This is a genomic window from Paenibacillus sp. FSL L8-0641, assembly GCF_038006265.1.
GTDB classification, from domain to species: Bacteria; Bacillota; Bacilli; order Paenibacillales; family Paenibacillaceae; genus Paenibacillus; species Paenibacillus polymyxa_D.
On sequence record NZ_JBBOUW010000001.1, the window covers coordinates 1,031,047 to 1,055,105 of the forward strand.

Below are 24,059 nucleotides of genomic sequence, written 5' to 3' on the forward strand. Positions count from 1 at the left end.
AGCTCTCAAGCGCTTTTGGGAGCGTGGGCGCTAAGAGAGGGGAATAAAGATGCTTCAATTGGTTTGTGACAAGGAAGAGATATTAAAAGTTATCGACAAAGTCGTCAGAAAAACCATGGCGATGGATTTGACGTGGGACTGGCCTTGCGGTGTGGCTTATTATGGTGTATCCAGAGCCTATACAAAAACAGGAAATAAAGAGTATTTGAATATGCTTGTGCAGTGGGCAGATGAATATATCGAGCTGGGTCTGCCGCACTGGACGGTAAACACATGTGCTATGGGCCATATGCTGATCACATTGTATGAAGAAACAGGAGATTCAAAATATTGGGATATTGTGATGAGCAAGGTGGATTACATCCAAAACAATGCTCTCCGGTTCGGAGACCATGTTTTGCAGCATACGGTATCCGTGGCTAATGATTTTCCGGAACAGGCATGGGCGGACACATTGTTTATGGCGGCATTTTTTCTGCTGCGTGTAGGAACCAAATTAAAGGATGAGGCCATGATCCAGGACGCCTTAAATCAATATTACTGGCATATCAAATACCTGCAAGACCCGAGTAGCGGTCTCTGGTACCATGGCTACAATAATGTCAAGCAGGATCACATGTCCGGATTTTTCTGGGGGAGAGCGAATGCTTGGGGAGCATATACCATGTCGCAAGTCAAAATTCATTTAAAAGACTGGTACTTGTATCCGCAATGCATGGACGTAGAGTGTTCGCTTCGGGATCAACTGGCGGCACTAAAGGGTGTTCAAACGGAGAATGGTTTGTGGCGGACGGTACTGGATGACGAGGAGTCCTATGAAGAAGTGTCGGCATCTTGCGGTATCGCGGCGGCCATGATCAATAACGGCAATCCGCTGCATACCAAATACGTGCAAAAGGCATTGGAGGGCATCTTGAACCATATCAGCGAGGACGGACGGGTACTAGGTGTGTCGGGCGGCACAGCGGTCATGAAAGATCGGGATGGGTATCGCAATATTCCAAAAGACTGGATTCAGGGCTGGGGTCAAGGCCTGGCATTGGCCTTTCTGTCTGATATGTTGAATTAGGAGGGAACCAAGTTGTCCAAACAAACAACGGGGGCCTTTACACTACCGGGAGAATCCGGTTATGAGGCGCTGACCCTGAAATTAGCTGAACGGTGGGGTGCCGATGTCATCCGTGACAGTGACGGCACGCAATTGTCCGATGAGATTATAAATGCTGGATACGGCATTTATTCTACAATCTGTATCATCAGAGATCATAACGAGTGGGCGTCCCACAATCTAGATAAGCTACAGCAGTGTTTTTTAATGACAAATCCAAAGGTAGCTGTACAAGATTATGTATCCATCTATCTGATGGAGGATTTTTTTGCTGAACAGTTCAAAGTGAATGATTCCAAAGAAGCGTTTAACTATTGGCAGGTTTTTGACAGAACGACCGGAGAGGAAGTTCCAAGAGAACAGTGGAATTATGAAAGGGAATCCGGAAACGTGGTCATTACCGGAATTGTTCCTTGGCATAAATACACGGTAAGCTTTATGGCCTACCGGATCTGGGAAGAGATTTCCATGTACAATCACACCACGAATCATTGGGACAAAGAGCATTTGATGCAGATTGATCCTATCTATGCAGAAACGCAACAGTATCTGCTGGATTGGATGGAAGATTGGTGCCTTCAGCATAAGGAGACCACGGTTGTTCGGTTCACTTCCTTATTTTATAATTTCGCCTGGATCTGGGGCAGTAGTGAGCGCAATCGCCATCTGTTCTCTGACTGGGGTTCATACGATTTTACGGTAAGCTCAAGGGCGCTTGATCTGTTTGCCAAGAAATACGGGTATTCGATGACTGCCGAGGATTTTGTGAATGGCGGGAAATACCACGTCAGTCATATCCCGGCTGAGCAGCGCAAGCTGGATTGGATGGCATTTATCAATGATTTTGTAATCGAATTTGGCAAGAAATTAATTGATATTGTGCATAAGCACGACAAGCTGGCCTATGTGTTTTATGATGACAGTTGGGTTGGTATGGAGCCCTATAATGACCGTTTCCAAGAGCTTGGTTTTGACGGATTGATCAAATGTGTGTTCTCAGGTTATGAGGCGAGGCTGTGTTCAGGTGTGAAAGTGAATACGCATGAGATTCGGCTGCATCCATACTTATTTCCGGTTGGCTTAGGCGGGCTTCCTACCTTTATGGAGGGGGGCGACCCCACGCTGGATGCCAAAAAGTATTGGATTAATATCCGGCGCGCCTTGCTGCGGGAGCCTATTGACCGGATTGGATTGGGCGGATATTTGCACCTTGTAGAGCCTTACCCGGATTTTTGCGATTACATCGAAAAGATTGCCAATGAATTCAGAGAAATTAAAGAACTACATCATGAAGGCAAACCCTATCAAATGAAGACGAAGGTAGCTATTCTGCATAGCTGGGGGAAATTGAGATCGTGGACCTTGTCCGGACATTTCCATGAAACGTATATGCATGATTTGATTCATGTCAATGAAGCTTTATCTGGATTGCCGATTGAAGTGCAGTTCATTGACTTTGAAGATATCCGTCAGGGAATTCTACAGGATTGTGATGTAGTGATCAATGCCGGCTCTGCTGGTTCAGCATGGAGTGGTGGGGAGTACTGGAATGACAACAAGTGTGTGGACTTACTGACCCAATGGGTTTACGAAGGTGGTATCTTTATTGGCATCAATCAGCCTTCGGCGGTAGAAGGTCACGACAGCTTTTTTAGAATGGCGCATGTTCTCGGACTGGATGAGGATACAGGCTCCAGGGTAGGTCATGGAAGATGGACATATGAGGTTAGGGATGAGTATGGTTTGGTGCCTGAGGGGGCAAGTATAACGCCAAAGAATAGCATTTATCTTACGGATGGGTCAGCTGCGGTAGTGGAGGAAGCAAGTGGTATGATAACACTGTCTACACATGCCTTCGGTAAAGGAAAGGGAATTTACCTTCCTTCATTCGAATTCAGCTGGGAAAACACAAGGTTGTTGCTGAATATGATTCGCTTTGCAGGTAATGAGTTACATGAAACGAAGTACATTACGGATAACCTATATACAGAGTGTGCTTATTATCCAGAAAGTAAAATGTTGGTGGTTATTAACAATAGCGATCAACTTCAAAGAACGACGGTTGATACGGAATATGGCAAACAAACGATGGAATTAGATCCGTATGACACCATGATCACTCGTATTGGCTTAACAAAATCGGTATAGAAACGGAAAATAATAAGAGTAGCGGTGTCAAGCCCTCCTTTATTTAAGGAAGGGCTCTTTGTTTTAGCACCTCCAGAAAATCCAGCCAATTTACCGGGGATTTTGTCCATTCAAAAGTATCTACTCCATCATTAACTATAAGTAAAACAATGAAGGAGATGATTTCTTTGAGAAAGGCAACCTTAATGAAAATTAAAAATGCGGAAGCCAAGTTGGGAAGAAAGTTAAAAAAAAGAAGTCACGTGGTTATGAATCTTAAAAAAGCCATTCGTGTAACTCAACTTGGAGATGGATTTGCGCGTTTCACTTTCGCTGCGGTTACTATCCCCCCAAATAGCTTTAGAAGCACTACGATTAACGGTAACGCCTACAATCTGATTAGCGGTTCATGGATTTTCTCTGGAAATCAGCAAGGGTTTCTTCTCGATAACTATTCTGCGGCGGAAGACAGATGGTTCTTTACTGCATGGAATCCAACTGGATTCACAAGAACGGTCTCCTATGCTGTTATCGCCAAACGGAAGCCATAATTCAAATGTCATCGTTAGCAAGGAAAAGGAGCTTGATCCTTCTTTTCCTTGCTAAAAGGTAGAGGAAATGTTGAACAAACCTTCGATGATCTTATAATTTTTGATAGTGGTTCAAGAGATGCTCAACTTTTTCTTTAATAATCTGTTTTAAAGATTCAGGCTTCACAGATCGTACATAATGACCATATCTCATAAAATAATGAGCGATAAACTCTTCTTCTCCAGGATTATAGAATCCCTTAATGACTGTCTTATCACCATTTTCTATTTTCATAGAGGGATAATGTTCTTTATAGAAAATGTCCTTCGCTTGTTCTACAATCTCTACTTCAAAGTCAATGCTCTTCTCGGATTGATACATTTCTAATGAACGATTAAGGAGCTCATCTATAGAAAAGTCAGAATTGCTCTCCTCTTCTTCTATTAAGGTTATTCGATCACATCTGAAAACTCTATATTTATTCGTATTTAACTCTATGCCAGTAGCATACCATTGACCAAACTTAGCGGAAATTTTGAAAAATTGAATATAGTAACTTTTTTTCTGATTATTTTTTACATATTTAACTTTACAGGTACTCTCATTAAGAATGCTTGTTAGAATTTTATCTAAATAACGACTAACATGAGTATGCTGATATACTTCAAATTGTAAGACCTTTTTCATTTTATGAATCTGGTCTATTTGTGTTTTAGAAAGACAGTGTTCAAACTTTTCATTGAGTTTATTAATACTTAAATGAAAGGGGGTGGATTGATAAGCTTCTAACGTCAACATTGCAAAGTACAGAGCATATACTTCATCCATCGTGAAAATAATGGGAGATAACAACCTATTTTTTAAGATACCATATCGCCCATGTCTGCCATGTTCCGAAAAAATAGGCATACCTAATTGTTCTAATGAATGAATATCACGTAGAGCTGTACTTTTTGAAATATGGTATTTATCCATCAGGTCATTTAAATTAAAGAACTCTCGACTGTTTAAGTATCTGATCATATCATTTAATCTTTCTGATTTCTTCATCTAAACCTCCTTATAAAGGTGTCATGTTTTGATACCTTTTTATATGATAATAAGCTTAAGGGAATATATCAAATTCATAAGATATCTACCTGAGGATTTTACAAAATCCTGACTAAGATTATATATAAAGGAGATTGATATCATGAGTGCAACACTGGAAGTAGCTATTTTCTTATCCATGAACGGAAAGGCAAAGGAAGCTATACATTTTTACAAAAAACACTTCAACGCAGAGGAATTGTTTCTGGTTACCTATCAAGACATGGCCCAACGTGACAGTTCCATACAGATTACGGATGAAAATGAAAATTATATTTCTCATTCTGTCTTATCCATCGGAAAAACAAAAGTAATGATAGCAGAAGATACAATGAATCCCAGTGAAAAATATACAGTTGGTAATAACACTTCATTATGTATTCAAAGTGCTGACTTAGAAGAAATTAAACATTTTTATCATAGCTTAATTACAGATAATCGCGTGAAAATTATCGTGCCTTTATCTAATAATATGTTTAGCCAAGCCTACGGTATTATTGAAGACCCGTTCGGTATTCAAATACAATTAATGTTTGATAATCGATTACAATAAAAAGGTTGTTAAAAGCTAAAAAGCACAATAGCATGGTGAAAAGTGGATAATAAATGGACAGAGGTAAAAACTAAAAGGGGAAAATCCAAGATACCACAGCAGAAAAGGAGACACTATGACGGAGAGAAAAGAAATAGCAGATAAAATAGGGTGGAACTTCGACAACAGTTACTCTCGTCTGCCGGAATCCATGCTTACAAAGCTCAACCTAACTCCTGTCCGCTCACCAAAGCTGATTATACTTAATCATCCGTTGGCAGCATCACTGGGGTTGAACGGCACGGCGCTGCAAAGGAATGATGGCGTAGCGGAGCTGGCCGGCAACCAAATTCCTGAAGGGGCTACGCCTCTTGCTCAAGCTTACGCAGGACATCAATTCGGGCATTTTAACATGTTAGGAGACGGTCGTGCTCTGCTGCTTGGCGAACAGATCAATCCCTTGGGTGAACGGGTTGATATTCAGCTCAAGGGCTCTGGCAGAACGCCATACTCCCGTGGTGGTGACGGGCGTGCGGCACTTGGTCCGATGCTTCGTGAATACATCATTAGTGAGGCGATGCATGCGCTAGGTATTGCTACCACCCGCAGCTTGGCGGTGGTATCCACAGGTGAGACGATCATCCGGGAAACCGAGCAGCCCGGTGCCATTCTGACCCGTGTGGCTGCCAGTCATCTTCGCGTCGGAACTTTTCAATACGTCTCAGCATGGGGCACGTCCGAAGATCTCCGTGCTCTGGCTGATTATACATTGGAAAGACACTACCCGGAAGTTGCCAATGACGAAAACCGTTACCTTTCACTGCTTCAGGAAGTGATTAAGCGTCAGGCCGAGCTGATTGCCAAATGGCAGCTGGTTGGTTTTATTCACGGGGTGATGAACACCGACAATATGACCCTTAGCGGAGAAACCATTGATTATGGTCCTTGCGCCTTCATGGATACCTATGATCCTGAGACGGTATTCAGTTCCATCGACAGGCAGGGACGCTATGCTTATGCCAATCAGCCGCATATTGCTGCGTGGAATCTCGCGAGATTTGCTGAGACGCTCTTGCCACTGCTGCATGACAACAGGGAGCAGGCTGTCACACTGGCTGAGGATGCAATTTCAGATTTTGTAAAAATGTTTCACAGTCACTGGCTTGCAGGAATGCGAGCGAAGCTAGGGATCTTTAACGAAGAGCAGGAGGATGAATCTCTTATTGAGGATCTTCTGAATATCATGCAGAAGCATCGTGCTGACTACACCAATACCTTCCGTGCCCTAACTTTGGACAAGCTGGAGGATACGGTTCTGTTCAGCACTGAGGAATTCACCCAGTGGCACGAGCAGTGGCAGGCGAGACTGGGCAGACAGCAGGAATCCCAAGATTCATCGCATCAGCTGATGCGCAGCAGCAATCCTGCAATCATCCCGCGCAACCACCGAGTAGAAGAAGCATTGGAAGCTGCGGTGGAACGAGAAGACTACCATGTGATGGAGCAACTCCTTGAAGTTCTTTCGAACCCTTATGCTTATTCTGACGAACAGGCTATTTACTCTACATTGCCTGAGAAATCCAACTGCTCATACCGAACCTTTTGCGGTACCTAATGTAATGTAATCATGTTGAACAACTCGATGATAACCTATTTCATGCGTTGGTGATGAAGATAGCCAATCTCTCACCAACGCATTTTGTTTTTATTTTGGTAGGCTGCAACTAATTAATCCAGCTCTTGACCGTCATTTTCGATTTGTATGTGCCCGCAATAAAGACATTGATGCGTACAGTTCTGTGTAAGAGCAGGCTGGCCTTCGATGCGCATGTCGTTTTTTCCGTTCAGCCAAGGCATCGTAAGAACAGGAATACATGGAGCCTTTTTCACCCCATAAATATCGACCATCTCACTGGCTTGCACAGCCGGATTCAGCGGACTGGAGCAATTTCCAAAAGATTTTATGTTCACTCCAGGCACATAATCTCCAATATTCATCTGGGCTTTATTTTTGACATACACCCCGTGGCTAAAAGGGCGCTTCAAACGCGTAGGCTGTGTACCATAACTACAGCTTAAAATCGCACCTGCTACGACATAGCTTTTTTTCGCACCTGATCCAGGCTGCACACTTGCTTCTTCCATACGGATTATTCCTCCTTTGTGGACATCTCCACTTTTTGCACACGAACACCTGTAAATGGACGACGCAGCAGACTTTCCGCTACCGCGAGATTGATATAGATATGAGCTTCCAACAAGCCGGCGATCCGAAATATAGACGATTGGATTTTTCCGTGTTTAAGTACCAACTGCTTCAAGGTATGGTCAGGATACCACTTGGTTTGTGAGGAAAGACAATCCACCACAGGTGGACGCAATATCCAGTACACATCCTGCCTGGCCTTCTGAAAATCGGTAAGTATAGCGACCTTCCATTCCAGCTCCGGCATATATTTTTCCAACAGGACTTTCATGGAGTCTGAAACCAGTGGCAAAGGGAACTCCAGAAAATCCGGATATACGGTTCGTGGATCTGTATGTACTGCTAAAAACAGGGGAGTGTCCTCCGCCTGAATGGTATGACCCGAAAGGAGTTCTTCCACCTGCAAGGGAGACAGGGGCGCAGTCTCTACCCGATGCTTTACGCGCTCGTCCACCATGAGTCGAAAATATCTCATTTACCCCCACTCTCCTTACTCACTGTATCTGTTACCTGTGTAACCAGGGGTGCTTCTACAGCAGCAAGACCAATGGCTTCGCTTAGTTGGATATCTGTAAAGATTGCCCGGTGTAGCTTTGCCCCTGTAAAATTAGCTTTTACTAAACATGCACCTATAAACGAAGCGTCAGTGACATCAGCTCCTACAAAGCAGGCACCTGTTAGATCCGCGCCGTTAAATAAAGCTCTTTGCAGCGCGGCATCTTGGAAAGTAGCTCCTTGAAGCTGTGCATGTTGAAAACGAGCTCCCTGTAAATTAGCTCTTGTAAAATCCACTCCATCCAATCCTAGCGGTTCCCAATCCAGCCAAGCATCCGATCCATATTCGCTATTGCTTATAACTTCGTCCAGCACAGCCTCTTGCAGGGAACAGCCACTGAAATCGGCTCCGTGAAGCAGGCTGTGCGAAAAGTCGGTTCCATCTAGCTGAGCTTCTTGCCATACCGTGCCTACGAGGATACAGTGATGCAATCGGCTTTGTTGCATCCCGATCTGGCGAAAGACTGTATAACGAAAATCCAAGGAACTGTAATCTCCATCCGACAGTTGCACTTGAGACAGTGCTTGGTAGCTGTAGGCCGATTCTTCTTTTTCCTCCAGCCAAGACTTTATGATGTTAGCATCCACGGGTCTTCGATCTTCCCGGTACACGGAGACACTATGATCCATATACTCTCCGACGCGAATCTCAAAAGCTTCTTCACGATCCAACGCCTCAAACTCTGGTAGGTGGACTGCTTGCTTCATAGCCTGACGAACCAGACTAACGATCATCGTATGAAGATATCCCGCTGCTTCCAGCATGATCTGCTCTAATTCAAGTTCGGAAAGGGAGACTTGCTGGTTCAAGGTTTCAGCCCCAAGTTGTTCATGTAATTGAGTCCAATAGAGAAAAATCCAACTTGCATCGTATTCCAACTGAACGGGTTCAGCATCAAGCATCCATAAGGCATCCGTAGCTTCAACAAGATAAACGGGCTTCTGTTCAAGCCATGTGGTGCGCAGCATGGAGTAGGTGATGTAACCGATATGACCTTTACGACCTGTGAGTTGCTTTTGCCGAACGAGCTCACAAAAGGCCCGAAAATGTTCTACTATATGCTGTAATCGTTGTGTTTGTTTTGATTTACATTCAACGCCCATTCTTTGCGAATGAGAGACCAAGCCTGTTGAAGAGCTGCTTGTTGCTGATCTAACACATCTGTTTGCTTTTCCATTGCTAATCATCCTTAATTTGACTTCACTTCGCTGCCTTTCATATCCGCTGACCCGCTTAATTCAATATGACTGCCGTTACAATCCATACGGAGCTGACTACCTGCGGACAGACTCATCGTCTTTCCCGCAGACAGGCTGAGATTGCCTCCTGCCGAAATATTCACTTGCTTGCTGCTGGTGATATGAATGCCTTCTTTATCATCCAGTTTGATGTAAATAGCGCCGTCCTTGCCTGTAACGACCAGTTCATCCGGTCCCAGCCGAATTTCCTTACCATGCGGGGTACGCCATATTTTCATTTGTGGATTGGAAAAATGGTTATGCGTACTCTTGCGATCTGCCCGTCTCACCGCACTACCTGCCACGCCATCTTCTTCCCGACTACCAGGGAAATAGAGAGAAACGGAATCGCCTTTTTCTGGCATGACGTACCAGCCAGTATGGCCACCGCCACTGTACACAGTAGAATAGTTGAACCAGTGTGCTTTGCTTGCGTCTTGTTGTTCATCACAATCCAGATGAATGCGTACCTGATCCTGACGTACGTCCAGTACAACACCGCTTAATGAGGCTCCTGCCAGCTTATCCTGGTAGTAGCTTTTTTGCCGAAATCCCTGGTAAGAACCCAACACATACTGATGCCGCAGCAGTCCTTGACTCATGGCGGTGTAGGCTTCCATGACATACAAGTTATGCCCCTGAAAATTCAACTGAGCACCCAAGTCGAGTACCTCATCTGTTTCTACCTCATAAAAAATAAAATCGTGTTCACTCAGTTTGGTCTGTTCATTCTCCTGAAAATAACGAAAAGGAAGCAATTGCTTACGTACGGTATAACGGGTATGATCCAGTATCGCCTGTGCAGGGCTGTCCTCAATACCAAAATAAAATTTGGGACTGTCAAAACGGGCTACAGGCATCAGACTCGTATGATAACGGGAGGCTATGCGTCTTAAAAAAGCCCAGTCTGTCTCCTGATACTGAATGGCAAGCCGCCCGATGGCTTCTCCGCCAGTAGCCCCGTCGATCACATCCAGTCCTTCATAGTCCTTACCTATGTGCTCCAGCATTTGAGGAATCGTCATTTTCGTATACTGAAAAGAACGAGTACGCTGCTTGATGTCCATCCGGTACGTATGGGAAATAGCTTCCACCTCCAGATAGTACACACCTCGCACGACTTTTACCTCGACCGAGAGGGCAATCCCACTAAATAACGGCTTGCTTGCGCCAGACTCATCTTGTTGGCTGACTTCAATGATGGTATTTTTTTCTGTCGTTTCCACGTAACTGTCTTGCAAGTCTTCGGGGATAACACCTGTAAAATAAAGCCGAGTATGCTCGTTAACTTTTTTCGTTAAGGTAAGCTCTTCTAGATCCATTTGTTCATAAGGGTGAATGTGAATTTGATCGTATCCCAGACTCATGGTGTAGTCATTCCTTTCTCATTTGTAGAATAGGTGGAGGGTGGAAGGACAGAAAGGGATTGAACCCAGTATTCTGCTACAGGTAACCAGATTTCGAGATCTACCTCCAGACAGCTAAAGGAACCTATGACAACTCGTCCATTGTGGATGAAGAATAGCATTTCGTTGTATAAATTACCGTCGATCCCCGCCGCCACAAAACGAATCTGCCCAACTGAAAGTCCGGAACCGTTGATAACCATTTCGGTACCTAACCAGTTGCGAATCGGTTGTACAGACCGTAAAATATCCGCCATTTGCTCTACAAAATCGGGCAGCTCTTCCGCTTCCAGAGCGGTATTTGTAGGATTAAAGGTGATATTGATAGTCTCCTCAGATGAGGTATAAATGACCTTTGGTCGATGCTCTGAAGGATATTTGATTATAGCTTGCTCCATTGGCATAGGAGTAAAGGACTTGGGAATGTAGAAACCAATTTCTCCGTGTAGTATTGTAATGGGCTCCAATGCGAGATAATCGTTTTCAATATGAAGTAGCTTTGTTTCTTCAAACATGGAACCGTCCTGTTCCGATTTCTGAGTTTGAGCTGGAATGGATTTCACATTATCGTTATTAGCTGTCTTCCGATCCACCATTTTAGCTTTGAGGCTAAGTATATGCTCGTCTAGATAGTTCATAGGAAGCCCCCTTTTAGGAAAAATACACGTTTGTACTTGAATATGTAAAGATGGGAGGAGATATTTAAGTACAGAACCAGCATATGTATTTATCGGTTAAAAGAGAGATTTAGTTTACAAAATGAACCATTCGTTGGAGGGCATTATTTGATAATAGCTCCTATTTCATGCCATAACCCCTTTTTGCCGTAACAATTCGGTAGTAGTACTCCAAAGTAGGCGTTGCATCTTGCTATCCCCACCAGGATATGTCGGCACAATCGGCTTACCAGTGCCAACATTAAAATATCCACCTGTCACTTCTCGATATTGAGATTCTGTTGCTAAACGAATAATAATTTCTGCTCCTCTTCGTGGGTCTCCGATGTGCAAAGCGTTCAATATTTTTGCAAGTACTGAAGAAAATCCTAACTCACGGCCAAGGCCGGTAACGTTAAATCCTGGATTAAGTGCGTTGACTACGATTCCGGTTCCATACAACTGACGTCCAAGTTCTTCTGTAAACATGATATTAAGAAGTTTAGTCTTTCCGTATATCTTAGATGAACCTCTTGCGGTAAATGCAGATATATCTGTTAAATCCTCCGGTAATTTTAATTCGCCATGGTTGCGTGACGCTTCAGAAGCCACATTGACGATCCTAGCATTTGTGGATTCCATGAGTGAATTGAGTAGGGTATGCGTTAACAGCCACGGGGCAAGATAGTTTACGGCTATCATTTCTGCCAAACCCTCTGAGGTTATTCGCTGTTCAAATCCATGTAATCCAGCATTGTTCACTAATACATCAATCTTTGGATAATTAGCTTTAATTTCATCACCAATACGCCTGACATCTTTCATAAGAGACAAGTCCCCGAAAAAAAAGTCTACCTTTGTACTTGGCGCCAGATCTTTTAGAACATTTTTAGTCGTTTCAGCACGCTTTTCATTTCTGGCTGTTAAGACTAGATGCGCTCCGCGTTGGGCTAATTCAATTGCTACTAATTGTCCAAGACCGTTAGTAGCACCAGTGATTACAATAGTCGGGTATGTCGACATATACATCATCCTCCTAATTCTCGATCCAATTACATTCTTATTCATGCTTACGCTTTAAGGTTGTAGATGCTTTATACTGTAGATCTTCTGCTTGACACTTATCAAAGCCGAAAATATGATTGATATATATCAAGTATATGTATTTTGATTGATATATGTCAAATATATTCAAACTCATTCAAATAAGGTGGAGACATATGGATCATAAAACTCAACATTCAAATTCTACAAGAGAGCAATTAGAACTGAATCTTGGTGAACAACTTAATGCACTTATAAGCGCGTCACATGCACTCAATGTAAGAACAGCGGCACTTTTCGATCCATCATTACAACCTGCGGCTTTTCTGATCGTACGCTGCCTTCTTTCGTACGGTCCGGCAAGCGCTACATTTTTGGCGGAATCCACCGCTATGGATCGAAGCTCTGTCAGCCGACTTGTTACTCAGCTTAAACACTTGAATTATGTAAAAAGTGAAACTCACCCTGAGGATCGTCGGGGAGTGTTAATATCCCTGACAGCTAATGGTCGTGAAAAAGCCCTAGAAGCTTTAAAAGAAAAAGAAAATGAGTTTTATCAACGCATTTCAACATGGGAGAATTCCAAACTTGAAGCGTTTATTGGTATGCTGAATTGTTTTAACGGTCAAGATTGCGAGGAGTAATGATTCGACATAAAGCATCGGATGATGAAAATAGGGGGCTTTCAAAAAGTGAAAGAAAAAAATGTTAGGGAAATTAGGGGAACTGATTATCATGATATTTATTTGTTAAACCAAGACTTTAATCCCAATCTATATCTATTTCCTGAAGTAAAAGTAAAAGAGAAAATTGAAATGATTATAAAGGAATCAAAAGATGTAATCTTTGTTTATGAAGAAAACAACGAGGTATTAGGATATATTCATGGAAGCCCACATGAATTACTTTTTTCTGAATCTTTGGTGAATATACTAGGATTTGTTGTTAAAGAAAAGTATAGAAATCAAGGTATAGGTAGCATGTTGATTGAGCGTCTTGAACAGTGGGGAAAGTCCCATGGATTTTCCGGGATCAAACTGTTATCTCACCCAAGTCGGATACAGGCTCACAGGTTCTATGAACGACGTGGCTATATGTTTACCAAGGATCAGAAAAACTTTATAAAAAATCTCAAATAAATACATAGGCTTAATATCGTGATATTTATCATTGAAAAACTAGTTATGTTTAGCACTCTAATGCATCGCATTAAATTGACCATTGTTCAGAAAACATGAATCACCTTCCTTTCCATTTCATGCCTAAATATGTCTGCTAATTAGCAGTTGTATTTAGGCGTTTTTTGTCATACAATGCATCTAATGCTACGGACTCGGTCTTAGAAACAGTAAGGTTTGGACGGTAAATAGGACGTGGTTTCCTTGTATATTTAAGAATCGTGGAACTACTTTGTAGTCGTTCACTCACGACCACGTCAGTCTGAAAAATTAATAATGTTTGGGGGCAGTTTTCCGGATCATTAGCGTTTGATGATGAACATATACGAAGGGGAGCGTTCTTTTGGAATCGAAACAATTAACGAGAGGGCTAAAGCCACGGCACGTTGAGTTGATTGCGCTTGGAGGCACGATTGGCGTCGGTTTGTTTATGGGGTCGGCAAGTACGATAAAATGGGCAGGTCCCTCAGTACTGTTGGCTTATCTCTTAGCTGGGATTATTATGTTTTTTGTCATGCGGATCATGGGGGAAATGCTGATTCTTGAACCGGTGACAGGCTCATTCGCTACATTTGCTCATAAATATATCAGCCCCTTAGCCGGTTTCTTGACCGCCTGGAGCTATTGGTTTTTATGGGTTACCGTAGGGATGGCGGAAGTCACTGCGATTGGGGTATATGTGGGCTACTGGTTCCCAGATATCCCGCAATGGTTACCGGCTTTGGCAGGTGTAATTATTATTGCATTGGCCAATTTGGCGGCTGTGAAATTTTATGGAGAATTTGAGTTTTGGTTTGCGATGATTAAGATTGTCGCCATTATCTTCATGCTAGTAGTGGGTACGGGGATGATCTTTTTTGGACTCGGTAACGGTGGACAACCGATAGGTCTATCCAATCTGTTCAGCCATGGCGGCTTCTTTGCAGGTGGCTTGAAAGGGTTTCTATTTGCACTCTGCATTGTAACAGCGGCTTACCAAGGGATAGAGATGGTGGGTATTACGGCAGGTGAAGCTGAAAATCCGAAAATGACACTGCGAAAAGCCATTAAAAACATCATCTGGCGTATTTTGATTTTCTACGTGGGTGCAATCTTTGTCATTGTTACAATTTATCCTTGGAACCAAATAGGCGAGATCGGTAGCCCATTTGTTTTGACTTTTGCTAAGGTAGGAATTGTGGCCGCCGCGGGTATCATTAACTTTGTTGTTCTTACAGCAGCGATGTCTGGCTGCAACAGTGGTATTTACAGTGCGGGCAGAATGTTATATACATTAGCTAAGAACGGACAAGCTCCCAAGTTTTTCGGGAAAGTTTCCCCAAGCGGTGTTCCTAGAAATAGTATTATTACGACCATTTCTTTGCTGCTGGTAGGAGTGTTATTTAACTACTTAATGCCTAATTCCAAACTGTTTCTGTACATTTACAGCGCCAGTGTTCTCCCAGGCATGGTACCGTGGTTTGCATTAGCCATCAGCCAATTTAAATTCAGGAAAAAGTGGAAGGACGAAATGAAGGATCACAACTTTAAGTCTCGTTTTTTTCCGATCAGTAATTACATCACCATTATCTTTTTGTTGCTTGTGATCGTTGGAATGTGGTTTAATCCAGACACACGCTTGCCGTTGATTGTCGGGGCAATATTCATGGCGATCGTCATTGTTGGATATTTTATCTTTGGCATAGGAAAGCGGCAGAGAATTGAAGAATTAGAGGAAAACTAAAAGAAGATTGCTAAATACGTAACATTTGCCGAGCGCAATTCAGATGATTCTGAGTTCGCTCGGCTTTTCTTTTACATGACGAGGAGAGGCTTTAGAAGGGTTGTTACTGAGGTATAGAACCGTGTGGTTAGCCTGTTCGCACTACAAGTGTAAATATAGATACAAAAAAGGTGAGAACGAAAATTGAGAAGTTGATTATTGCTATACTCTTACGATTGGCCTTAAACTCTGTAATTCCCGAAAATAAAAATATAAACCCTAGAAAAAATTGCGTGATTTTGTATGAGTCCCTATAGGTGTCCGGGTATGCGAGTGATAAAGAGGAAGAGATCATAACAACTAATGCAAATATTAAAGTGAGGATTTTGTAAATATCCATTTTCTTAAACATAGATAAGTTCCACCTTCCTATTTATTCCTAATGTATTATATTCTAAGGGTGGAATCTTTGGATTACAAATAAATGCAAAAAGAGGAAATGGACAATAGGATGGTACACAGAATAAAGTGAAGGTGTCCCAAGTAATACTTTGGGGACACCTTCAAAATTAAAATCACTTGTATAACTTATGATTTACATAGCTTACATTGTGCTAATGTCAATCACGAATCTATACTTCACATCAGAAGCTAACACTCGTTTGTAGGCTTCGTCAATCTGGTCGGCCGATATCACTTCAATTTTAGGAACAATATTGTGTTTTGCACAAAAATCCAACATTTCCTGTGTCTCACGGATGCCTCCTATCATTGAACCAGCAAATGAACGGCGATGTCCGATAAGGGACATCACATTTAGTGACAACGGCTCCCCAGGGGCACCGACATTCACCAAAGTTCCATCTAGATTGAGTAGTGCAAAATAAGCATCCATATCGATGGCAGCACTTACCGTGTTAATAATCAAATCAAAGTGCCCAGCAAGTTTTTCAAATGTTTCTGGTTCGCTTGTAGCATAATAGTGATCCGCACCAAATTGCAAGCCATCATCTTTTTTCTTTAATGTTTGGGATAGAACGGTTACCTCAGCACCCATAGCATGTGCGATCTTGATAGCCATATGGCCAAGGCCTCCCATTCCCACAACGGCCACTTTCTTATCTGGACCAGCACCCCAGCGGTTCAACGGTGAATAAGTCGTAATACCTGCACAAAGTAATGGAGCAGCCACGTCAAGCTCAATGTTATCTGGAATTTTTACTACAAAATCCTCAGTTACGACAATGTGGGTAGAATATCCGCCTTGTGTAGGCTCGCCGTATTTGTCAACACCAGCATAGGTAGGGACATTTCCTTTAAGGCAGTATTGTTCCTCTCCTTTACGACAGTTCTCACATTCGCCACAGGAATCAACCATACAGCCAACCCCTACCCGGTCACCAACGCTGTACTTTGTAACCTCAGATCCTACCTCCGTGACAATCCCTGCAATTTCATGTCCAGGTACGAGAGGGTAGTTCACTGGGCCCCATTCGCCGTGAGCAGTGTGGATGTCAGAATGGCATATGCCGGCATATTTAATTTCAATCAGAACATCGTGTGAGTCAAGATCCCGTCGTTTAATTTCAGCCGATCGAAACGGTTTGTCTGGGCCATCGACAGCTCGTGCTTTAGCAGTTATCATAAATAGCCTCCTATTATTTATATTTTTCAAGAGAATGCAGTTATATCGGTATAAATTGAAAACTAGCTGAAGTCGGTTGAAGTTCCCCTTCATTCATTTCCATTTATACTTTTTCTCTTGCAAATCAATGTTAATCCTTATAGTTAACTCTAAGTCAAGCGCAGGTTTATAAGCCTCTATTCAGTAATGTTGTTTTCTTGCTAATTATATTTCGTTAGATAGCATCTGATTCTACTTTTCCTATAAGGGGACTTTGACATTCTACAAATAACTTGATAGAATCCCTCTTATATCATAGAGTTAACTCGAAGTCTATGTCATTAAGAATAGGAGATACATGATGAAGACGTATTCTATCAGCGAAGTTGCAAAAGAATTGAATCTTACAGCATACGCTTTGCGTTACTACGACAAAGAGGGACTTATGCCTTTTGTAGAACGGACATCTAGCGGAACAAGATTATTTAAAGAATCCGATATCGACGCTTTAAAAATAATTGAATGTCTAAAATCCACTGGGATGCCGATCAAAGAAATTAAAAATTTCATTGATTGGTGTTCTGGTGGGGATTCCACACTACAACAAAGATATGACATGTTTATGGAACGAAAAGCTACTGTAGAAGCACAAATGGAAGAACTTAAAAAAACAATGGAAGTTATTGAACATAAATGCTCATATTACAAAACTGCATTGGATGCCGGAACGGAAAATATTCATAAAAACAATAAAATAGGGAGTCTCATTACCAACTAATAGATAAGCATCTGTAATTCATCCATTTCTATATGAATTACAGGTGCTTTCGTTTGTAATATTCGATTTACTACAACCTACTGATTTAAAACAGCACGATCAGTTTTAGAAAACTAGGAACCAAATATGATGTAACTTGAACAGGCAGGAGTAGTACCGAGGATCAAGTATTCCGAAAGTCAACGGGCAATTTGCCCATTATGTAGGTTGAGAGCCGCGACTTTAGTTCAGAAAACAACGAATTACTATAGAATCATCGAAGATAATCAGGAGTATGGTCCAGTATTCTCTCATTTTTATTTTTGATAAGATTAATTCCATATTATTGAAGTCTACTATCAAACCACGAAAGAATGATACATAAGGAAATGAGGAAGATACTGATGAAGGCAAAAGCGTATATTATTTTGTTGACTGCTGTAATAAGTTTAACTGCTATGCTGACCGCATGCGGTGACTCCAAGAAGCAAATTGAAGGTGAATCTACGACTGGAGCAGCAACGGCAACCACTACGACTACCCAGAATGCCAAGGCGGACAATGCGGAACAGGCTGGTGTGGATGGTGTTGTGAGCAATACTACAGACCAAGCTACAAAAAGTAATGGAAAGACGTATTCCGACGTGGCTAAAGAAGCAACGAAACCCGATCAGCCAGCAGGACAAATAGGGTTAAATACGACGCAGGAGCAGCTTCTTACCTTTGCCGATCGTTATGGACTGGTACGAGTGCAGGATCATCCGATTCGGCGGGTTTCCAATCCAACTGGGAAACATGTAAACATTGCAAATTACAGTGATTCTGTCGTGAATTTATATACAGAAGAACCCATCCACCTGAATACAGATGAATTTATTCATGAAGCTTATAATTTTTTTACAGAGGGAGTTGCTCCAGGTGAGTCCTACAAGAAGTGGGAGGAAACCTCTAATACAGAAAGAGGACTCGTCAAAATGCTCTATTTGTCACGAGAGGGACTTCATATTTTAGAAGAAGCGATGAAGACGCATGATTATTCTAGTCCATCGGTCCAAAATACGCTGGGATTTTTTAAGGTTGCCTCGAAATTTGATTCTATGATGCCTGTTGCCCAGACACCTACAGACATCAGCTTGTACGATATGTACGATCAACGCGTTAAGCCCGAGTGGAAGAAACTAAGTGACATTAAAAACCCTGCCGCGAATGAAAAAGCCTTCGCTGCGGCCTATCAAAAAGCAAGAGATGAGACCAATAATCTTATGGGGCTATTAAACATTATGGTGTCTACAGAAATGGAAAAACGTCTCAAAGCTGCAACCGATCAGTAAAACACAGGCAAATAGTAAATTATCAAGGACATAATTTATCCACACTTTCTTCTAATATTTAACTGTCGATAGATTTATTGAAAAGCTATAATGCTAATGATGATTTGAGTGTACTTGGAGAAAAGAGGTTGAGGGTATGAAGTTGAAAAAATGGCCGTTAGTATTCATGATAGGTATTCTCATGCTGTTATCCGTAGGCTGGAACAGTGGAGTATCTTATGCGAAATATTATTACGAATACACTTGGGATCAGTACAAGGGGACTGAAATCAAGACCTACAGGCTGACACCGGTAGCTGGTAGAGCTGGATTTATGGATCAGGAAAAGGCCTTTGCTGCGATTAGCAAAACCCCGAATGTGTATGGAAAGTTCAGTGGCTACCGAACAGAGAAAACAACTGAATTTGCAACCAAGAGTGTAACGGATGAGGTTTATAAATATGCAGTTGTTGATTTTAATACCGACAAGGAGCCAGAAACTGTAGAATACATTAATCCAAAAGGCGGAATTCCTCATACATGGAACGGAACCGATGAGATTCGAATTTTTATGAGAGGATCTGAGGCAGCTTCGTTGGCTGAGCTGTTTTATGAGGGAACTCCAAGTGAAGAACGCTATCATTTTAATGCTGACGATGTCTACTTAGTTACATTCTGGTCCAACACAGTAAAATCAATCACTGGAATGTCTGCTGAAGCGCTAGTTGAGGAAGGCCCCCCTGCGTTTATAAATCGAGAGTTGGTTGGACAAATAAAAGGCAAAGATCCTGCTGCCTATCCACAAAATGGGGCTTTAAACGGCTACTTTTATGTTTATAAGGGTTCTGAGTTTAAAGAGAATTAAAACAGCAGACAGGATTTTATAAGTATATATGTACACGAGAACGAGATAACATTTTGTATTCTTCAAGCGAATGCGGATACAGATGTTATCTCTTTTTTTATTTGTATACGGGATCAACATAGTAACTCAAAAAGATGATAAATATTTAATTACCAATGAAAACCATTGTTTAGTGATAGGGAATTACGGCTTAAAAAAAGATGGTGAATAAACAGGATAGTAGATTGCCAAAACTACTTTTTTTACTGGCTTTATTCAATCCTAGGGAGATTATTCCGATAATTCAAGTATATACAGTTTGGTGTTAACAGTAATGAAAAACCGATTGAAAACAAGAGAGATTAATTTTCAAAGTTGATATGAAAGTACAGGCGAAAGTGGCTCAGTGCTATCTAGTAAAGGAGGTGTAATGATTCCGAATAATGAATTATGAAAAAAAGTTAAAACAAATTAGGCATTACATGGCTGGTTTACTGGCTGTCTGGTTGTTCTGTATACATAGTGCGCCTGTTTTTGCGGACAGAGCCTTTAACGATATCGAACATTCCTATGCAGCTGATGCGATTGAGGCCATGGCTGCTCAAGGTTATGTTACGGGTTATCAGGATGGGAGCTTTCGACCTTTACATTTTATCTCGCGACAGGAATGGGCAAGCATTTTCGCTAAAACCTTAAAGCGAACATCGAATAACAGAGGCGTAACTTCTTTTCGTGATGTGTCACCATGGGCTCTACCTTATGTACAGGCCTTACAGGAAGAGAGCATTACGAAAGGAATTAGTGATCAATTATTCGGTGCCAAGCACAATATGACTCGTCAGGATATGGCCGTTTGGTATGCCCGCTATTTTGGTGTTACTGAAGATACCCGATCGGCTGGTATATCCAGTTTTGTGGATCAATCTGATATATCAGATTATGCACAAACGAGCGTATGGCTGATGGAACGGCTGGAACTGATCGAGGGAGATACGAATCACTATTTCCATCCTAAAGAGTCTGTGAGACGGCAGGATGCCACGCTGGTTGCTTATCGAATATGGTTAGGCGGTGACGGTCTGAGAGAACGTGCCAAGCGTTTGCTAGGGTCATTAGGAGATGGAACTGCAACGATGCCTCAGACGACCAGCCAACAAGAATCGAAGAAGATCGAGGTCGATGTGACACCGGAAATTAGTCAACAACCTGTGAATTCGGAAGTCGAGGAGCCTAAAAGGCATCGCCCAAGCCCTGATTCACCAGCATCTCCGGTGACACCACCAGAACCGAAGCCGGAACCGTCGGTGACACCGCTGGGACCTAAACCCAAACCACCAGTAATTCCGGTAGATCCACCGGATCATTCTTCGGATTTTCTGGTAGATGAGGTCGTGATCAAGGCGCAGGAGCTGGTAAATCAACCGGAGACATACCCTTCGTATCAGCTATCTTTTCAGCTCTACAATAAAGGGCGACCCGTAAGCATTCCTGCTGCCAGCGTCACAAGTGTTACGTACACATTTAGTGATGGGTTAGGTATTTTTGATGAACAAGGGAAAATTGCACATCCCGAAAATATTCCGGTTGCGGACAGCTTCATTCCTGTAGAAATGAAGGTCACCGTTGCCAAACCTTATCAGGTCCTTACAGCTCAGGCCAAGCTGATCGTGAAAGGGAAGACTCCGCCGGCAGAGCCACCGAACGTAATCAGGTCCGTATACTTGGCTACGTATACCATTTCAGAGGCTGCTACTTTAGATCCTGCTGCTTGGAATATGTCCTACGTATTTCATAATGCTAATGGAGAGGTTATAGCTCCTGGATGGCTGCCCTCAGACTTGATACTTCGGGTAGAGGATTCCAGAGGGATATTTGATGAGGATGGAAAAATTGCTAACCTGCATTTGATTCCGGTAGTAAATTCGGTCATTCCATTAAAGATCACGGTTGAGTCGCCATCTCAAGGGGTTCTCTTCACATCCGATGCGGAATTAACAGTAGTACCGGGAGAACGCAAAAAGCAATACTTTGCTGTCTCCATCATGCTGCAGGGAAGCGCGACTACGGTAGATCAAATCAAGCAAGCGCGTCAATTGCTGATGGACCACTTTGGTCCCAATATCAAAGTGACGTGGGCCATGCAAAACGGTTTTGTTTTTTTAGAAACGAATCGACCGCAGCTTAAACAGGTTCTGGAATTCGTCGATCAGTATGGAGATGAAGTCGGAATTCTGGCGGGGTACCCGAACCAGACCGAGCCCGGGCTTCCTGTTTGGGAAGTAAAGATGGATGAGTGGCTATACATGTATCGTTACAATGCATTCAATGAGCTGCACCAATCCGGTACAATGGGATCACCCTCCGTGTTTGAAAGCATGGACACAGACCAATATCGGAAGTATCTGCCGAAATCATTGACCAGCTTTACGGTGAATCCCGAACAGACTCAATGGCTAGAAGATCACTATCGGATTACATCCGCGATGGGATGGTCGGCTACACAATATAATGTCAACGGTATGTATGGTGAGGGCTCTCCATTGATGCCTTACTGGTCCCATAAGGACAATCCAATTGTTCCCGCACAGGGACTAGCAGATAATAGCGGTACCGTATTCATGAACTCGGTTACGATTGATCCGATTGGATCACGCTATACGAAAGATTCCTCACGCTGGACTCTTCATCCGCTTGACCCATATGTGACTGAGACGGATGCAGCACCACAACTGTATATAGTACAGCAATATTTGGATAACCCTTATCAACGTATAAATACGGTAAACTACTTGTCCATTATTTTGGACATCAACGCACTTGCCAACACCCATAACATGGCTCCAATATGGGAGAATTTTGTGAACCACTTCCCTGTTGATCGCAAGGTTGAGATTGTAGGCGTGGACGGGCTGAAACAGATTTATGAATCGGTAGCAGGATCCAATAATGATCATACGGAGTTTACGCTCATGTTTAGAGGCTCAGGTATTAAGACGGCTATGGATTCCAATAATTCACCAGCAAATCTGCGCTATTTGTGGACCGAAAATGCCTCACAGCGGATTATTTTATCCAAAGAGGATGGAGATGCGACATGGTCCATTATTGACTTTACCGATTATACCCGAAAACCGGTTCCGAAGATGGACTACAACTTGGATGGTCACACGGACGTAAGCTATGTCACCGGAAGGAACTTCAAGCTATGTCCAACGGCTCCTTTAACAGCGGATGAAATTCAACGCGTAAAGGATCGTTTGAAGGATATTTACTTTGCAGAAGAAGTAAATTATCAGTAAGTAATTGGAAAGAGTTAAGAGCTGAGGTTTTATGAAAAGGGGGTGTCCCCACAGCCATCGAAATGGCTGTGGGGACACCCCTTTGTTTTAGAGAAAAGGTTTTACACCCACTCAATAACCTGATCTACAGATCGCCGAGTTTTGCCACGCGGCTCGTTGAGACGGTAGCCAAATGCCACCATACAAGAAATACCGAAATGCTTGGCATCCATAATGCCTTCTTCGGAGAGGATGCGTTCGATTTCCTGTTTATTAAAACCTTCGATAGGGCAGGAATCAATGCCGATTTGAGCTGCGGCAGTCATCATGTTGCCCAGTGCGATGTAGGTTTGTCGGCAGCCCCACTCGAACAAGGCTCTTTTATTTTCCTCCAGCGCAAAATCTGATTTTAGAAAGGCATCATACACTTTCTCTCTGCCTTGCATCACGTCAGCTGGTAATTGTTGCACGTTCTCCATCATACTCTTGATATAATCGGAGGAGGCTACCATATCTTCAGGAAGTCTAGAGAGGATGAGTACAAAATGGCTGGCTGTTGGCAGTTGTTTTTGGGCCCCCCAAGAGTAAGGCAGTAGCTTCTCACGCATAGCTTTACTCTGAACGACAACAAATTTCCAAGGTTCAAAGCCAAACGAGCTTGGAGATAAACGACCGGTTTCAAGAATAAAGTCGAAGTCAGAATCGCTAATTTTCTTATGACTATCGAATTCCTTCGTTGCATGTCTGAACTCGTATGCAGATAAGATTTGATCTTTAGTAGTAGCTAAGGTTTCCATCGTTATTCCACTCCTTATGGATGTGATTAAAATTGACGCTTACCAAGTGACATGCTTAATATTAGAATATACATGA

20 protein-coding genes and 1 pseudogene are annotated in these 24,059 nt (G+C 42.5%); 12 read left to right on the forward strand and 9 right to left on the reverse strand.

The window, feature by feature from the left end; all coding sequences use genetic code 11:
* The first annotated feature begins 49 nt into the window (after positions 1-49).
* The 3 genes from MKY16_RS04605 (at position 50) to MKY16_RS04615 (ending at position 3,786) form a co-directional block, all read left to right on the forward strand.
* Positions 50-1,069 (forward strand): glycoside hydrolase family 88/105 protein, encoded by a 1,020-nt coding sequence (locus MKY16_RS04605; RefSeq protein WP_340954327.1) that lies wholly within the window; start codon positions 50-52, stop codon positions 1,067-1,069.
* A 12-nt stretch (positions 1,070-1,081) separates the two neighbouring features.
* Positions 1,082-3,256, forward strand: coding sequence for a 1,3-beta-galactosyl-N-acetylhexosamine phosphorylase (gene gnpA, locus MKY16_RS04610; RefSeq protein WP_340954328.1), 2,175 nt, complete (start codon positions 1,082-1,084; stop codon positions 3,254-3,256).
* Between the two features lie 158 nt (positions 3,257-3,414).
* Positions 3,415-3,786, forward strand: a complete 372-nt coding sequence (locus tag MKY16_RS04615; RefSeq protein ID WP_238437976.1) for a hypothetical protein — start codon at positions 3,415-3,417, stop codon at positions 3,784-3,786.
* Between the two features lie 91 nt (positions 3,787-3,877).
* Here MKY16_RS04615 and MKY16_RS04620 read toward each other — a convergent pair whose 3' ends face one another.
* Positions 3,878-4,816, reverse strand: coding sequence for a helix-turn-helix transcriptional regulator (locus tag MKY16_RS04620; RefSeq protein ID WP_029517106.1), 939 nt, complete (start codon positions 4,814-4,816; stop codon positions 3,878-3,880).
* A 142-nt stretch (positions 4,817-4,958) separates the two neighbouring features.
* Between MKY16_RS04620 and MKY16_RS04625 the strand changes: the two genes are divergently transcribed.
* Together MKY16_RS04625 and MKY16_RS04630 are read left to right on the forward strand one after the other, a co-directional pair.
* Positions 4,959-5,408: a VOC family protein gene (locus MKY16_RS04625; protein WP_340954330.1), complete on the forward strand. Its 450-nt coding sequence runs from the start codon at positions 4,959-4,961 to the stop codon at positions 5,406-5,408.
* 115 nt (positions 5,409-5,523) lie between these two features.
* Complete coding sequence (locus MKY16_RS04630) at positions 5,524-7,002, forward strand: protein adenylyltransferase SelO (RefSeq protein WP_069012890.1); 1,479 nt, start codon at positions 5,524-5,526, stop codon at positions 7,000-7,002.
* A 113-nt stretch (positions 7,003-7,115) separates the two neighbouring features.
* On the opposite strand, the gene MKY16_RS04635 is transcribed toward MKY16_RS04630, so the two are convergent.
* The 6 genes and pseudogenes from MKY16_RS04635 to MKY16_RS04660 all read right to left on the reverse strand — a co-directional run bounded on the left by MKY16_RS04635 (position 7,116) and on the right by MKY16_RS04660 (position 12,472).
* Positions 7,116-7,532: a DUF4280 domain-containing protein gene (locus tag MKY16_RS04635; RefSeq protein WP_340954333.1), complete on the reverse strand. Its 417-nt coding sequence runs from the start codon at positions 7,530-7,532 to the stop codon at positions 7,116-7,118.
* A 5-nt stretch (positions 7,533-7,537) separates the two neighbouring features.
* The gene (locus tag MKY16_RS04640) at positions 7,538-8,068 is read right to left on the reverse strand and encodes a hypothetical protein (protein ID WP_340954336.1); all 531 of its coding nucleotides are present in this window, start codon (positions 8,066-8,068) and stop codon (positions 7,538-7,540) included.
* Positions 8,065-9,326 (reverse strand): annotated as a pseudogene (locus tag MKY16_RS04645) (pentapeptide repeat-containing protein). The gene MKY16_RS04640 and the pseudogene MKY16_RS04645 overlap by 4 nt, the downstream one beginning before the upstream one ends.
* 12 nt (positions 9,327-9,338) lie before the next feature.
* A complete protein-coding gene (locus MKY16_RS04650) occupies positions 9,339-10,754 on the reverse strand; it encodes a phage baseplate assembly protein V (protein ID WP_340954338.1) in 1,416 nt (471 codons plus the stop codon).
* Positions 10,751-11,431, reverse strand: coding sequence for a hypothetical protein (locus MKY16_RS04655; RefSeq protein ID WP_318628227.1), 681 nt, complete (start codon positions 11,429-11,431; stop codon positions 10,751-10,753). The genes MKY16_RS04650 and MKY16_RS04655 overlap by 4 nt, the downstream gene beginning before the upstream one ends.
* Positions 11,432-11,596: 165 nt before the next feature.
* Complete coding sequence (locus MKY16_RS04660) at positions 11,597-12,472, reverse strand: SDR family NAD(P)-dependent oxidoreductase (protein WP_340954341.1); 876 nt, start codon at positions 12,470-12,472, stop codon at positions 11,597-11,599.
* A gap of 197 nt (positions 12,473-12,669) precedes the next feature.
* Here MKY16_RS04660 and MKY16_RS04665 point away from each other — a divergent pair, with 197 nt between their 5' ends.
* The 3 genes from MKY16_RS04665 (at position 12,670) to MKY16_RS04675 (ending at position 15,394) form a co-directional block, all read left to right on the forward strand.
* Positions 12,670-13,137, forward strand: a complete 468-nt coding sequence (locus tag MKY16_RS04665; RefSeq protein ID WP_029517097.1) for a MarR family winged helix-turn-helix transcriptional regulator — start codon at positions 12,670-12,672, stop codon at positions 13,135-13,137.
* Positions 13,138-13,185: 48 nt separating this feature from the next.
* The gene (locus MKY16_RS04670; protein ID WP_029517096.1) at positions 13,186-13,632 is read left to right on the forward strand and encodes a GNAT family N-acetyltransferase; all 447 of its coding nucleotides are present in this window, start codon (positions 13,186-13,188) and stop codon (positions 13,630-13,632) included.
* A gap of 382 nt (positions 13,633-14,014) precedes the next feature.
* Positions 14,015-15,394 carry an amino acid permease gene (locus MKY16_RS04675; RefSeq protein WP_340954343.1) on the forward strand — a complete coding sequence of 460 codons (1,380 nt, stop codon included), beginning with the start codon at positions 14,015-14,017 and terminating at the stop codon, positions 15,392-15,394.
* 583 nt (positions 15,395-15,977) lie between these two features.
* Here MKY16_RS04675 and MKY16_RS04680 read toward each other — a convergent pair.
* Entirely contained in the window at positions 15,978-17,018 is a 1,041-nt protein-coding gene (locus tag MKY16_RS04680; protein WP_250267495.1) for an NAD(P)-dependent alcohol dehydrogenase, read from the reverse strand.
* A gap of 340 nt (positions 17,019-17,358) precedes the next feature.
* Here MKY16_RS04680 and MKY16_RS04685 point away from each other — a divergent pair, with 340 nt between their 5' ends.
* The 4 genes from MKY16_RS04685 to MKY16_RS04700 all read left to right on the forward strand — a co-directional run bounded on the left by MKY16_RS04685 (position 17,359) and on the right by MKY16_RS04700 (position 23,207).
* Positions 17,359-17,775, forward strand: coding sequence for a MerR family transcriptional regulator (locus tag MKY16_RS04685; protein WP_029517092.1), 417 nt, complete (start codon positions 17,359-17,361; stop codon positions 17,773-17,775).
* A gap of 383 nt (positions 17,776-18,158) precedes the next feature.
* Positions 18,159-19,085 carry a hypothetical protein gene (locus MKY16_RS04690; protein ID WP_340954344.1) on the forward strand — a complete coding sequence of 309 codons (927 nt, stop codon included), beginning with the start codon at positions 18,159-18,161 and terminating at the stop codon, positions 19,083-19,085.
* Positions 19,086-19,221: 136 nt separating this feature from the next.
* Positions 19,222-19,929, forward strand: a complete 708-nt coding sequence (locus MKY16_RS04695) for a hypothetical protein (RefSeq protein ID WP_340954347.1) — start codon at positions 19,222-19,224, stop codon at positions 19,927-19,929.
* Between the two features lie 422 nt (positions 19,930-20,351).
* Positions 20,352-23,207 (forward strand): S-layer homology domain-containing protein, encoded by a 2,856-nt coding sequence (locus MKY16_RS04700; RefSeq protein ID WP_340954350.1) that lies wholly within the window; start codon positions 20,352-20,354, stop codon positions 23,205-23,207.
* Between the two features lie 101 nt (positions 23,208-23,308).
* Here MKY16_RS04700 and MKY16_RS04705 read toward each other — a convergent pair whose 3' ends face one another.
* Positions 23,309-23,983 (reverse strand): NAD(P)H-dependent oxidoreductase, encoded by a 675-nt coding sequence (locus tag MKY16_RS04705; RefSeq protein WP_340954352.1) that lies wholly within the window; start codon positions 23,981-23,983, stop codon positions 23,309-23,311.
* Positions 23,984-24,059: the final 76 nt, after the last annotated feature.